The organism is Photorhabdus sp. RW14-46, from assembly GCF_963887965.1.
GTDB lineage: Bacteria > Pseudomonadota > Gammaproteobacteria > Enterobacterales > Enterobacteriaceae > Photorhabdus > Photorhabdus laumondii.
In genome coordinates this window covers 1-13,000 of the sequence record NZ_CAWPHH010000042.1, presented here as the reverse complement: position 1 = coordinate 13,000, position 13,000 = coordinate 1, and the positions used below count along the sequence as shown (strand labels likewise).

Sequence of the window (13,000 nt, the reverse complement as noted above, 5' to 3'; positions counted from 1 at the left end):
TTCTATTATTGTATATAAAAGAATGGCTAAATAGATATTTAATTTGGCTGTGATATTAATCAAACGGGAACTTTAAAATGAAAGTTAACGATATATATTCCAATGCATTTAATTTTGGATCTTATATTAATACTGGTGTCGATCCCAGAACAGGTCAATATAGCGCAAATATCAATATTATCACGTTGAGACCAAATAATGTCGGCAATATTGAACAGGTACTTAATTTATCATTCTCGCCATTAACAACATTAAATAATGGGTTTGGTATTGGCTGGCGATTTTCATTAACAATGTTAGATGTAAAAACACTTACATTTAGCCGAGCAAATGGAGAGCAATTTAAATGTAAGCCATTGCCACCTAATAATAATGATATTAGCTTTAAAGATAAAAAATTAAAAGATTTACGTGTATATAAATTCGATAGTAATACCTTTTATGTTTATAACAAAAATGGCATTATAGAGACACTTAAACGAATTGGATCAAGTGATATTGCGAAAACGGTTGCACTTGAATTTCCTGATGGTGAAGTATTTGATTTGATTTATAATTCAAGATTTGCATTATCCGAAATAAAATACCGTATGACGGGTAAAACTTATCTTAAACTCAATTACTCTGGAAATAATTGCACATCAGTTGAATACCCAGATGATAATAATATCTCTGCGAAAATCGCATTCGATTATCGCAATGATTACCTCATTACTGTGACTGTACCTTATGATGCTTCTGGTCCTATTGATTCTGCCAGATTTAAGATGACCTATCAGACATTAAAAGGAATATTTCCGGTTATTAGCGCTTTTCGTACACCAACAGGTTATGTTGAGCTGGTAAGTTATAAAGAGAATGGGCATAAAGTTACAGACACGGAATCTATTCCTTATGCTGCTGCATTGACTATTCAACCTGGTAATGGGCAGCCTGCGATCAGCAAATCCTATGAATATAGTTCAGTACATAATTTCTTGGGCTATTCTTCTGGTCGGACAAGCTTTGATTCCAGTCAAGATAATTTATATCTGGTTACAGGGAAATATACCTATTCATCCATTGAACGTGTTTTAAACGGTCAAAATGTTATTTCAGTAACAGAAAGAGTGTTTGATAAATTTCATTTAATGACCAAAGAAGCAAAAACACAAGATAATAAGAGGATCATAACAGAAATTACTTATAATGAAGATCCGTCAAAAAGCTTTTCCGAACAACCAGAAAATTTACAACAACCCTCTCATGTGTTAACACGTTACACAGACTTACAGACCAATACTTCACGAGAAGAGAGTGTTAATATTAAAAGCGATGATTGGGGAAATACTCTACTTATTACTGAGACCAGTGGGATACAGAAAGAATACGTTTATTATCCGGTGAATGGTGAAGGTAATAATTGCCCTGCCGATCCATTGGGTTTTTCCCGATTTTTAAAATCAGTTACGCAAAAAGGATCACCTGATGCTGCTCAAAGTGTCGCAAATAGAGTGACTTCCTACACGTATCAAAAACTGCCCACTTTTACCGGCGCTTATGTTAAGGAATATGTCAGTAAAGCCTCAGAGACGATAGACAGTAAAATAGTGAGGACCTTTAACTATGTTAATTCACCGACAAACAAATCTCATGGTTCATTAGCAAAAATAACGTCGGTGATGAATAACCAACAAACGGTTACCACATTTAAATATGAATATTCAGATAGTGAGATGACTACAAACTCTACGGTGACGGGTTTTGATGGTACACATATGGAATCGAAAAATGTGACCTCCATTTATACACATCGGCAACTCCGTAAAGTTGATGTAAACCATGTCATTACGGACCAGTCTTATGATCTTTCTGGCCGAATTATAGGACAAATTATTGACCCCGGCACGACAAAAGAAATTAAACGTAGCTATATATATCAATATCCTGGTGGTGACGAAAATGATTTTTGGCCGGTGATGATAGAAATTGATTCTCAAGGCATCAGACGTAAAACCCATTACGATGGAATGGGGCGTATTTGCTCGATTGAAGAACAAGATGATGATGGTGTTTGGGGAACATCGGGGATTTATCAAGGCACATATCGAAAAGTTCTTGCCAGACAATATGATGTTTTGGGGCAATTGGTCAAAGAGATTTCAAATGATTGGTTATGGGATTTATCTGCTAATCCTTTGACTCGCTTGACGGCGCCTTTGGTGACAACGAAAACCTATCAATATGATGGTTGGGGAAATCGTTACAGTACTGAGTATAGTGATGGTCGGATAGAGCTGGAAATCCATGATCCTATTACGAGGACAATTACTCAAGGGGTCAAAGGGTTGGGGATGTTAAATATTCAGCAAAATAACTTTGAACAGCCTGCTTCAATTAAAGTTGTGTATCCTGATGGTGCGATATATAGCACTCGTACCTATCGTTATGATGGATTTGGTCGTACGGTGACTGAAACAGATGCAGAGGGTTACGCTACCCAAATTGAGTACGATCTATTTGATCGTATAGTGAAAAAAACGTTGCCAGACAGAACAATATTAGAATCCGCTTATGCAAGCTTTAGCCATGAAGAATTAATTTCTGCACTGAATGTGAATGGAACACAATTGGGTTCATTAGTTTATGATGGTCTTGGGCGGGTAACCCGCGATACGGTGGGCGGCCGCAAAACGGAATATTTATATGGATCTCAAGGTGATAAACCTATTCAGTCTGTCACGCCTGCGCATAATAAACAAAACATCGATTATCTTTACGCTCTCGGTAGTGTGATGTCCAAATTTACCACAGAGACAAGCCAACAAAACTTTAGTTACTATCAGAAAACGGGGGCATTATTATCTGCGACAGAAGGTGTATCCCAGAGCAATTACAGTTATTTTCCATCGGGTGTATTACAGCACGAATCATTTTCGCGGGATAATAAACCGATTTCATCGGGCGATTACTGTTATACGATGTCTGGTTTGATTCAACGTCATAAAGATAGTTTTGCTCATGATCATGTTTATAGCTACGATGCCGAAGGAAGATTAGTTAAAACAGAACAGAGTTCGCAATACGCTACATTTGAATATGACAATGTTGGACGGCTAATAACAACGACGACAAAAGACACAACGTCATTAGCCCAATTAGCCACAAAAATTGAATACGATGTTTTTGATCGAGAGATAAAACGCTCGCTAATTAGTGACTTCTCAATACAAGTCATTACCTTAAGCTATACAAAGAATAATCAAATCAGTCAACGCATCACCTCCATTGATGGGGTGGCTATGAAAAATGAACGTTATCAATATGATAGTAATCAGCGCTTAAGCCAGTACCAATGCGAGGGAGAACAATCTCCGGTTGATCATACTGGTCGTGTGTTAAGTCAGCAAATTTACCATTATGACCAATGGGGTAATATCAAACGGCTTGATAATACATATCGAGATGGTAAAGAAACAGTGGATTATCATTTCAGTCAAGTCGATCCAACCCAACTTATTCGTATTACCAGCGATAAACAGCAAATAGAGTTAAGTTATGATGCTAACGGTAATCTAACACGCGACGAAAAAGGGCAAACGCTTATTTACGATCAGAATAATCGCTTGGTACAGGTCAAAGACAGTAAGGGTAATTTGGTATGCCAATATCAGTATGATGCATTGAACAAATTAACCGCACAAGTTTTAGCGAATGGTACGGTTAATCGTCAACATTATGCTTCAGGTAATGTGGCGAATGTTCAATTGGGTGATGAAACCATTACCTGGCTGAGCAGTGATAAACAACGGCTTGGTCATCAGAGCACCAAGAATGGCGAGTCAGTCTACTATCAATACGGTACTGACCATAATAGTACGGTTATAGCCAGTCAGAACGAAAACGAGTTGATGGCTTTATCCTACACACCTTATGGCTTTAGGAGTTTAATTTCTTCATTACCGGGTTTGAATGGAGCGCAGGTCGATCCAGTAACAGGCTGGTACTTCTTAGGTAACGGATATCGTGTTTTCAATCCGGTTCTCATGAGATTTCATAGTCCCGACAGTTGGAGCCCCTTTGGCCGGGGAGGGGTTAATCCCTACACTTATTGCCAAGGCGATCCTATCAACCGGATTGATCTGAACGGTCATCTTAGTGCTGGCGGGATATTAGGTATTGTGCTGGGGGCAATTGGTATCATTGTTGGGGTTGTGTCACTAGGAGCAGGAGCGGCAATTAGTGCGGGTCTCATTGCTGCGGGCGGAGCTCTGGGGGCGATTGCTTCTACCAGTGCGTTTGCAGTTACTGCGACCGTCATTGGATTAGCTGCTGATTCAATAGGGATTGCGTCAGCAGCATTATCAGAAAAAGATCCGAAAACAGCCGGGATATTAAATTGGATTAGTACCGGGTTGGGGGTTTTAAGCTTTGGTATCAGCGCAATAACCTTTACCTCTTCGTTGGTAAAATCGGCACGGAGTGGTTCTCAGGTAGCCAGCACGAGTGTTATCGGGTCAGTACCTATTGAATTTGGTGAAATTGCCAGCCGTTCTAGCAGACGCTGGGACATCGCTTTATCCACGATATCATTGAGTGCGAATGCTGTGGCGCTCTCTACGGGGATAGCGGCTTCTGCTGTTGCAGATAACAATGCGAATGCCGCTAATATCTTGGGATGGGTCTCTTTAGGTTTTGGGGCTGTATCAACAACGGCGGGGCTAATTAATCTTGCGCGTACAGCTTATGCAGTGAATCATCATACTTGGGAACTCAGCTCATCAGCAGGTACTTCTGAGGGAAGTGAAGCCTATACTTTATCTCGTTTTACCCAATCGGAGCCAGAAGCGATAAATGTTCATCCTTCTATTCGAGCCGTTGAAGTGAACCAAGCATTTCGAAATAGTACCGGAAATCTATTTAGTCAATCGTCCATTAACACCCGTAATGTGTTACGAGGCCGTTTGACAATATAAAGATTCTGCGGGCTGAACGAAATAATAACTAGGGGGCGACGTCTGTGTCGCCTTTTATGAGAAGTCGAAAATTGAATTTAAAACTATTTTGCGATACCTAAAAACAAAGCTAAGCAGCGATCCACTTGCTGCATCGTCGTGTAATCGAGTTTACCAAATACTGCGCCAGCTTTTTCTTTCGGGAGAGTCATGGTTTTATCAATCATGACCTGTGACGGTTTTTCAAGATTTGTTTCAGGAAAAGGCTCGATCATCACTCGGAAAAGTGGTGCATCAATTAATGTTGAGGTCACGGGCAAAATAGTAACACTGGGATGTTCATCAAAGTTGTCAGATTGGATAACCAGTGCAGGGCGGGGCTTGCCATAAGCCCCTTGTAGAGCAACTGTTATCAAGTCTCCCCTTTTCACTCCCAGTCTCCTGAATCAGCTAGTTCATTTATCGCATTTTCTAATAGTGTATCCGTTTCCTTATCCTGTGTTGCCATAGCCAGATGGCTTTGACGCCGACACTCCTCTTTAAAATGAGGGAGGCGTGTATCAGGCACCCATATTTGAATGGGCCTTAATCCTGACATCCTGAGCTGTTGTCTGTGTTTTTTGACACGATCTGCAACCTTATTCATACTTCACCCTCGTGACATGTAACGATGTCTATAATATAACCAAAAAAAACGTTACATGCAACACGTTAGTAAAAGTTGTTGGAAATCTTTTTTCAATGTATTTTCAATGTAGGCAGAAATATCGAGCTAAAATCCCAAAAGGTTTTTAAGGTATTAATCTAGCGTATTCTTGTTGTCCGAGTTCCTGTTTATTTTCATATGAGAATAATCTTGCTGTATATTATTTTAATATTGATATCAGTGCTGATAATAATTTTTCAGTAGGTGAATATTTTGCATTTACCTGAATAAATCTCGGGATTTTATTATTTTTTCTAACAGTGTGATGAATGTGAAGTAATTTTGATCGTGGAGTATTAGCGGTAATCCGATTATGGCATTATACTGTGAAAAAGAGATAATAAACAAGGTTGGGGCTATTGAGCCAAGTAAATATACCCTATGGATTTCAAGATGGATCGCGGCGGCAAGGGAACGAATCCCCGGGAGCATAGATAACGATGTGACCGGGGTGAGTACAGCCAACAAAGAGGCAACTTGAAGGATAACGGGTATAAATTAAAAGATGAGGCACAATGATGACTAATATTTATGTAAACAAATATGCTCCAAATGGTATCGTGATGAAATTCCCATTAGCACCCGATAGAAAGATAGAAAAATGGAATGCGGAGAATTTGAATTTTCGCATTTGTACTCCAGGATTTATATGGTTAGATGGCCAGAATATTTCAGAATTTCGCAACTTATTTTGTTATCCAAATATTTCAAATCTTTATCTTGCATTTACGTTTAAAGCTCAGTTTTTCACTCCCCGAAATTTTACGGCAGAAATGTCCAGGGAACAGCCAACTCAAGATTGGTTTTTCAATAATGGGGAATATGTTGAGAACGGTTTTGATAATTTTGGTATATATTCCGATGATACAGGAGCTGGAGAGTACAGCATAAATTTAATTGAGCCCTGTTGTTATATTATAAAAGAGGGTGAATTGAGTTATAGTGGTAAAGATTCTATATTTCCAAATCTATCTTTTTTTGTAAAAAATAAAGTGAGTTCAAATTTTTTAGCAAATTTAATTTCTACAGATTTTCAAGTCATTATTAATTAGTGAATGGCTTAGAGCCTATCTCAATAGGCGTAATTGTTGCAGGCAGTTTGAACACGGACAGCGCGGAAAAACCGGAGCGTACACGTAGTACGTGAGGATTTTGAGCACTGCCCAGGTTCAAAATGGCAAATAAAATAGCCCTATTGAGATAGGCAGTTAGTTGTGTGAGCTATACCCTATGGATTTCAAGAGGGATCGCGACGGCAAGGGAGCGAATCCCCGGGAGCATAGGTAACGATGTGACCGGGGTGAGTGAGTGCAGCCAACAAAGAGGCAACTTGAAAGATGACGGGTATATACCAAGAGGGTTGGTAATTGCTTTAGATACCGTCAAGTACACCACCTTGATTAAAACCCTCTCTTAGGTCACTTGGTTTGCGTTAACGTACCTAAAAGAGGATTAATTTTATAAACAGGTTTCCCTAACTACCTGATTTTCTCTTTCTTTTTCCAGCATAATCAATAACTCAAGCATATTGATAATTTCTTGAGATGCCATGTGAGCGTTCTTATATGATAAGACAAGATTAGGGGATTTTTTCATGAATGCTTCAACATTTAATTTTCTATCCAGATTGCTGTTCAGCAATTTAATCAATTTCGTTAAGCAATCTCGTGCACGAAATAAATTTTGCTCCAGATAGGGTAAATATTCTTGATAAGTACATAGTAATTTTTCCAGTTTTTTCGCTTTCAGATTACCCCCTGCGTGTGGGCCAGGTTTTATGCTAGCCATAGCATGAAATGTATCTTTGCCTTTATTATAAATACCACGAGGATCTAATCCCGCCGCCGCAGTTAAAGCCACAATAGGTATTGGGCCATATTTCAGCATGGAACTGAAAGTACCCGCCGTCCAGTTATTGACACCTTCTGTTATAGCACTGGTAACCACATCAGGTGTATTTGCCAGTGCGGTATCAAGCACAAAATCCCGTGCATATTCTTTGTTGATATAGGTACGGTATAGTTCATGTAGCTTGGGGTAACCACTCAATTTTCCCTGTAATTTTCTCTGTACCTCTTGCTCAATGTCTTTAATCGTATTACCGGTACAGGTCGGATACAACTGAGTATGAACACCGGTTCTTGACGTAATAGGTTTTGCCAATTCTCCACCAATACTTCCCGCTGCCGCACTGGCGAGAAAAGAGATAGCGGGGCCACCTGATGCTGTAGCAGTACCTGCCAACCCTGCACATATTGAAGCAGGCACTGAACGTATCATCGTATCTTTAATCTCTACCAGTGCATTCCGACCTATTTTATTTAGCAGTTTTTGTGGTTGGCTAAGGCGATATAACTGCTTTTGCAACGCATAGGCATTCGCTTCTGCCATCACCATAGATTGATTTAGCATATCAAATTCATATGCCAATTTTATTTCCTCTTTAGTGAAACCTTCAAATCTGGAATTTCCCATAATTAACTCTTCCTTATATATGAGTATTAATGTTTGTTTTTTTGTTGAACAATGTTGTCACGATTTTTAATATCGCGGCAAAAAAACACATTAATTTTTGACAAATCAGAAAGTGAAGGACATTACCTGGCGGATAAAATAATGCTTGTCTTCTATTATCTTGCCTCTGGAAGTTTGGCGAGTTTAAACCCTAAGAGTAGAGCCAAAAGGATAAGAATGGTAATAAATAAAACAACACCATTCCAACCTAATTGGAGCCAAAATATACCGCCAAAAGTGCCTGCTACACTTGAACCCAAGTAATAACAAAACAGATAAAGGGAAGACGCTTGTGCTTTGGCCCGGCGAGCACGACGTCCGACCCAACCGCTGGCAACTGCATGTGCGGCAAAGAAACCGAAAGTGAGGACTATCATCCCAATGATAATCATCACCGCAGATGAGAATAAGGTAATAAGCGTACCGATTAGCATCATACTTATCGTCGCGATCAGCACTTTTCCGAGTCCATATTGATGGGTTAATGGACCTACTTTGGATGCGCCGTATGTTCCTGCCAAATAAACAATAGACAACATACCGACAATTGACTGATTAAAGTGATAGGGTGAATCTAATAAACGATAACTTATGTAATTAAATAGGGTAACAAAGCCGCCCATAAGTAAAAAGGCTTCACAAAACAGTAATGGCAATCCTTTATCACGAAAATGTAATTTCAGATTGATTAATAAAGAGTGAGGTTTGAGAGAACTTGGCCGAAAATGGCGCGATTCAGGTAACATACGCCAAAACATCATTGCCGCAATTAATGCCAATAAACCTAATACGGTGACAGAAACCCGCCATGAGAAATAATCAGTGATAATGCCTGATATTAATCGCCCACTCATGCCACCAATAGAATTACCACTCACATAAAGTCCCATTGATAAAGCAACAAAGTTAGGATGGATTTCCTCACTAAGGTAAGTCATTGCAACGGCGGCTACGCCACTGAGAGACAAGCCAACCAGAGCGCGTACAATCAGAATTCCATGCCAACTGGTGATAAATGCACTGAGTAAAGTGAAAAGTGCAGCGGCGAATAGCGCTGTTACCATCACATTTTTACGGCCGATAGCATCAGACAGAGGACCGGTGATTAATAAGCCCAATGCCAGCATTCCGGTTGAAAGGGATAAAGATAAGCTACTGGTAGCAGGAGAAACACCAAAATCATCCGACAGCATGGGTAAGATTGGTTGAACGAAATAGAGTAGGGCAAATGCAGCTAACCCTACGGTAAAGAGTGACAATGTCACTTTAACATACAGAGGGTCGTCTTTCTGAATATGATTTTTCTTATTTTGAGCATTTTGGACAAGATGATTACCAAGAGTCAGATTTTCATTGATACTGCGATTATTACTACCAGGGCTGGCGCTCACATAATTTCCTTACTTAACACAGTAGCTAGTTTGTATTTTTATGAAGATCAAGCATATGAATTGCAAAATATTTTGTCTAATATATTAATCATTAACAATAATATGTATTAGATCTCAAAGGTGATTATGGCTATCGAATTACGGCATTTACGCTACTTTATTGCAGTGGCAGAGGAATTACATTTTGGTCGTGCGGCAGAACGGCTTAATATTTCACAGCCGCCATTAAGCCAACAGATTCAATCACTTGAAAATAGTATAAATGCGCGGTTGTTAGAGCGTAATAACCGGAATGTGAGCTTGACGCCGGCAGGTAACATGTTTCTGAAAGAAGCTTATCAGATCCTGGCCCAAGTTGATGCTGCTGCAACAAAAGCAGCAAGAATGCAAAAAGGGGAATTAGGCGAAATATCTATCGGTTTCACCTCTACGATACCGTTTATGAATAAGGTCACTCTGAGTTTACGGCAATTTCGGGAACGTTACCCGGAAGTCGCTATTCATATGCATCAGATGAATACTAAACAGCAGATTGCACCATTGCTGACTGGACGGATTGACGTTGGCATCATGCGCAATACCCAATTACCCGATAACCTTGAGTATCGGCTATTATTTCGGGAACCTTTTATGCTTGCTGTTTATGATGGACATCCTTTGTTGGAATATGCTCCACAGGGAATAAAGCTCGAAATGTTATCGGGCTATCCGATGGTGTTTTTTGAGCGCGAAGTAGGGACAGCTTTATATGATGAAATCATCACATTACTTGCTCAAGCAGGTATAACACCGATGATTTCACAGGAAGCCGGCGAAGCGATGACTATTCTTGGGCTAGTTTCTGCTGGATTAGGCGTCAGTGTTGTGACTGAATCTTTTACCCGAATGAAAGTGGATGGTGTCCAGTATATTTCATTAGTTGATAACCATTCTTGTTCTGAGGTCTGGTTGGTAAATCACAAAAACCGGCCAATATCGGCCGCCGCAGACAGGCTGATAAACCTACTCATATCTAATATTTTGCATGGAAAAAATAAGTAGAATTAAGTTAAATTTCGTGCTGAATATCACATATTTATTGCAAGAATCATACTTTTTACCTAAAACCTCGACATAATCAGCTAACAATTATTTTGAAACGTGAATTAATTAGAGTATAACGAAGGTAAATAATGGATGGACAACCAGGGCATATTGATCAGATTAAACAGATTAATATTGGTACTGTTTATCGGTTAATTGATCAATATGGTCCAATTTCCCGTATTGAGCTGTCCAAAAAAGCGCAACTTGCTCCAGCCAGTATTACTAAGATTGTCCGTGAATTGGTTGATGCACACTTAGTCATGGAAACGGAATTTTTGGATTTAGGATTTAGAGGGCGCCCGGCGACCGGACTAAAGCTTGATTCTGAAAGTTGGCATTTCCTGTGTGTCAGTATTAACTTGGGAAGTTTAATATTGGGACTGCGTGATTTAAGTAGCACGTTAATTGTTGAAGATGTTTTACCATTACCGGCCAACAAGGAAAAATCCTTTTTAGATAGCATTATTGATGAGATTGATGCATTTTTTGGTCGCTATCAATCTCGTCTTGAGCGTCTGACGGCAATTAGCATGACGGTAAATGCGATTGTTGATCCGACTCAAGGTTTAATTCACAGTTTCCCTTATTACCAGGTTCAGGAATTGCCAATAGGAGAATATCTGCATCGTCGCACCGGATTACCGGTATTTCTTCAACATGAAATAACCGCCTGGACGATAGCTGAATCATTATATGGCACAGCAAAAAATTGTCAGAATGTTATCCAAATGGTCATTGATGAACATGTTGGTGTTGGCGTGATTATTGCGGGGCAAACATTGCATGCTGGCAACCGTGGTGTCATGGAGGTAGGGCATATTCAGGCTGAACCTAATGGTGAACGCTGTTATTGTGGGAATTTTGGGTGTCTGGAAACGGTTGTAGGTATCAGCCATATTTTATCCAGAGCCAAACGGCAGTTGGCAATGGTACCCGATTCTTTACTAAACGGTGAACCACTGACCGTTGAGTCATTCTGTCAGGCGGTTAATAACGGTGATACTCTGGCAGTCGATATTATTCGTGATATTGGAGTAAAAATTGGGCATATTATTGCAATTATGGTCAATTTATTTAACCCAGAAAAAATTTTGATGGGTTCTCCTCTTAATGCTTCACAACAAGTTTTGTATCCGGTGATCAGTGAATGTATTCAACAACACGCTTTGCCTGCCTATAGCAAACAGATTGAATTAGTTCCAACAAAATTCAATAATTCAGGTACATTATCCACGGTAGCATCAGTTAAAAAAGCTTTATATGATGGTTCATTGTTGATCAGTTTAATGAAAGGATAAGAGGTTTTCTGGTTGTAATATTAACTTTATATAAATTTTTTTTACGAAATTGGTGTAGCAATTAAACAAAACATTGAGCTAACGCAATCTCCCTTATCGTTGCATCCTCTAGACTTAAGCGCTCATTAACCGGGTTTTATCTGTCATTATGGAAAACAGAATTTATGTTAACGCGCCTATTTGTTACGGGGACAGATACCAACATAGGTAAAACAATTGTTACCCGTGCATTATTACAAGCTTTTAATCGTGATGGAGCAACGGCAGTAGGGTATAAACCTATAGCCACAGAAGGGTATGAAACAGAAGAAGGTATGCGTAATCGAGATGGTGTGATTCTACAAAAATCTTCTCCTGTTCCGCTTAAATATGAAGAAATTAACCCAGTTATCTGGAAAAACAGCTATTGTGAAGGCAATCAGGTTGATTTCGAACAGATGAAAAAAGGATTAAATAATCTTAGTAATAAAGCAGATCGCGTTATTATTGAAGGTAACGGTGGTTGGCGCGTATTATTGGATGATGAAACTTTTTATTTTGATTGGGTGATTCAGGAAAAAATCCCTGTCATTTTAGTTGTTGGTATTCAGCCTGGCTGTGTAAATCACTCAATTTTAACCGCACAGGCAATAATAAATGATGGATTGCAATTAGTAGGATGGATAGCTAACAGAATTAATCCTGGTTTATCACACTATACGAAAGTGATGGATAGGTTACGCCGTCACATTAATGCACCACAGTTAGGTGAAATTCCTTATATTTTACGTCCAGAAGAAAAAGATTTATCCTGCTACTTGGATGTCGCCACTATATTTAAACAAGTTGGGGGAAGTGAGAGTGAAGTTGGTATAGAGAGCCAATATACATAAATATACCCGTAATCATTGAAGATGCTTGATTTTATCCGAAATGGAGATCATTACCTTCCTCCATTTTGGATATATACCCAAGAAACTTCAAGATGCAGTTTTTAGCACCTGAAAATGGTCGTTAATTCTAGACATCAGCGAGTCCGCTATATCCGGTAGCGTTGTGGTGAAAAATTTGAAGACGTTGTCTCGAAATTCA

At 39.3% G+C, this 13,000-nt stretch carries 11 protein-coding genes and 1 pseudogene; 7 read left to right on the top strand and 5 right to left on the bottom strand.

Annotated features, from left to right (window positions below; translation table 11 throughout):
• Positions 1-77 precede the first annotated feature (77 nt).
• Positions 78-4,955, top strand: coding sequence for an RHS repeat domain-containing protein (locus AACQ38_RS21280; protein WP_165579025.1), 4,878 nt, complete (start codon positions 78-80; stop codon positions 4,953-4,955).
• An 83-nt stretch (positions 4,956-5,038) separates the two neighbouring features.
• On the opposite strand, the gene AACQ38_RS21275 is transcribed toward AACQ38_RS21280, so the two are convergent.
• A complete protein-coding gene (locus AACQ38_RS21275; RefSeq protein WP_165579024.1) occupies positions 5,039-5,365 on the bottom strand; it encodes a type II toxin-antitoxin system PemK/MazF family toxin in 327 nt (108 codons plus the stop codon).
• The gene (locus AACQ38_RS21270) at positions 5,362-5,580 is read right to left on the bottom strand and encodes an antitoxin MazE family protein (RefSeq protein WP_113049488.1); all 219 of its coding nucleotides are present in this window, start codon (positions 5,578-5,580) and stop codon (positions 5,362-5,364) included. The genes AACQ38_RS21275 and AACQ38_RS21270 overlap by 4 nt, the downstream gene beginning before the upstream one ends.
• Before the next feature lie 373 nt (positions 5,581-5,953).
• Here AACQ38_RS21270 and AACQ38_RS21265 point away from each other — a divergent pair, with 373 nt between their 5' ends.
• The 3 genes from AACQ38_RS21265 to AACQ38_RS21255 all read left to right on the top strand — a co-directional run bounded on the left by AACQ38_RS21265 (position 5,954) and on the right by AACQ38_RS21255 (position 7,057).
• Complete coding sequence (locus AACQ38_RS21265) at positions 5,954-6,121, top strand: hypothetical protein (protein ID WP_165579023.1); 168 nt, start codon at positions 5,954-5,956, stop codon at positions 6,119-6,121.
• Positions 6,122-6,155: 34 nt separating this feature from the next.
• Positions 6,156-6,692 carry a hypothetical protein gene (locus tag AACQ38_RS21260; protein ID WP_113049487.1) on the top strand — a complete coding sequence of 179 codons (537 nt, stop codon included), beginning with the start codon at positions 6,156-6,158 and terminating at the stop codon, positions 6,690-6,692.
• 164 nt (positions 6,693-6,856) lie between these two features.
• Positions 6,857-7,057: a hypothetical protein gene (locus tag AACQ38_RS21255; RefSeq protein ID WP_165579022.1), complete on the top strand. Its 201-nt coding sequence runs from the start codon at positions 6,857-6,859 to the stop codon at positions 7,055-7,057.
• 41 nt (positions 7,058-7,098) lie between these two features.
• Here AACQ38_RS21255 and AACQ38_RS21250 read toward each other — a convergent pair whose 3' ends face one another.
• Complete coding sequence (locus tag AACQ38_RS21250; protein WP_165579021.1) at positions 7,099-8,115, bottom strand: hypothetical protein; 1,017 nt, start codon at positions 8,113-8,115, stop codon at positions 7,099-7,101.
• 155 nt (positions 8,116-8,270) lie between these two features.
• A complete protein-coding gene (locus AACQ38_RS21245) occupies positions 8,271-9,500 on the bottom strand; it encodes an MFS transporter (RefSeq protein WP_207631951.1) in 1,230 nt (409 codons plus the stop codon).
• Between the two features lie 171 nt (positions 9,501-9,671).
• Here AACQ38_RS21245 and AACQ38_RS21240 point away from each other — a divergent pair, with 171 nt between their 5' ends.
• The 3 genes from AACQ38_RS21240 (at position 9,672) to bioD (ending at position 12,801) form a co-directional block, all read left to right on the top strand.
• Positions 9,672-10,586 (top strand): LysR family transcriptional regulator, encoded by a 915-nt coding sequence (locus tag AACQ38_RS21240; protein ID WP_165579019.1) that lies wholly within the window; start codon positions 9,672-9,674, stop codon positions 10,584-10,586.
• A 131-nt stretch (positions 10,587-10,717) separates the two neighbouring features.
• Positions 10,718-11,929, top strand: a complete 1,212-nt coding sequence (gene mlc / locus AACQ38_RS21235) for a sugar metabolism global transcriptional regulator Mlc (protein WP_011146477.1) — start codon at positions 10,718-10,720, stop codon at positions 11,927-11,929.
• A gap of 164 nt (positions 11,930-12,093) precedes the next feature.
• Positions 12,094-12,801 carry a dethiobiotin synthase gene (gene bioD / locus AACQ38_RS21230; RefSeq protein ID WP_165579018.1) on the top strand — a complete coding sequence of 236 codons (708 nt, stop codon included), beginning with the start codon at positions 12,094-12,096 and terminating at the stop codon, positions 12,799-12,801.
• Positions 12,802-12,888: 87 nt separating this feature from the next.
• On the opposite strand, the pseudogene AACQ38_RS21225 reads toward bioD, so the two are convergent.
• A pseudogene (locus tag AACQ38_RS21225) lies at positions 12,889-13,000 on the bottom strand (IS630 family transposase); the annotation flags it as partial.

Excerpts from the sequence above, each read along its gene's own strand:
- AACQ38_RS21260 (WP_113049487.1), top strand. The coding sequence starts at position 6,156 with ATGATGACTAATATTTATGTAAACAAATATGCTCCAAATGGTATCGTG.
- AACQ38_RS21270 (WP_113049488.1), bottom strand. The coding sequence starts at position 5,580 with ATGAATAAGGTTGCAGATCGTGTCAAAAAACACAGACAACAGCTCAGG.
- AACQ38_RS21250 (WP_165579021.1), bottom strand. The coding sequence starts at position 8,115 with ATGGGAAATTCCAGATTTGAAGGTTTCACTAAAGAGGAAATAAAATTG.
- bioD (WP_165579018.1), top strand. The coding sequence starts at position 12,094 with ATGTTAACGCGCCTATTTGTTACGGGGACAGATACCAACATAGGTAAA.
- AACQ38_RS21265 (WP_165579023.1), top strand. The coding sequence starts at position 5,954 with ATGGCATTATACTGTGAAAAAGAGATAATAAACAAGGTTGGGGCTATT.
- AACQ38_RS21280 (WP_165579025.1), top strand. The coding sequence starts at position 78 with ATGAAAGTTAACGATATATATTCCAATGCATTTAATTTTGGATCTTAT.
- AACQ38_RS21240 (WP_165579019.1), top strand. The coding sequence starts at position 9,672 with ATGGCTATCGAATTACGGCATTTACGCTACTTTATTGCAGTGGCAGAG.
- mlc (WP_011146477.1), top strand. The coding sequence starts at position 10,718 with ATGGATGGACAACCAGGGCATATTGATCAGATTAAACAGATTAATATT.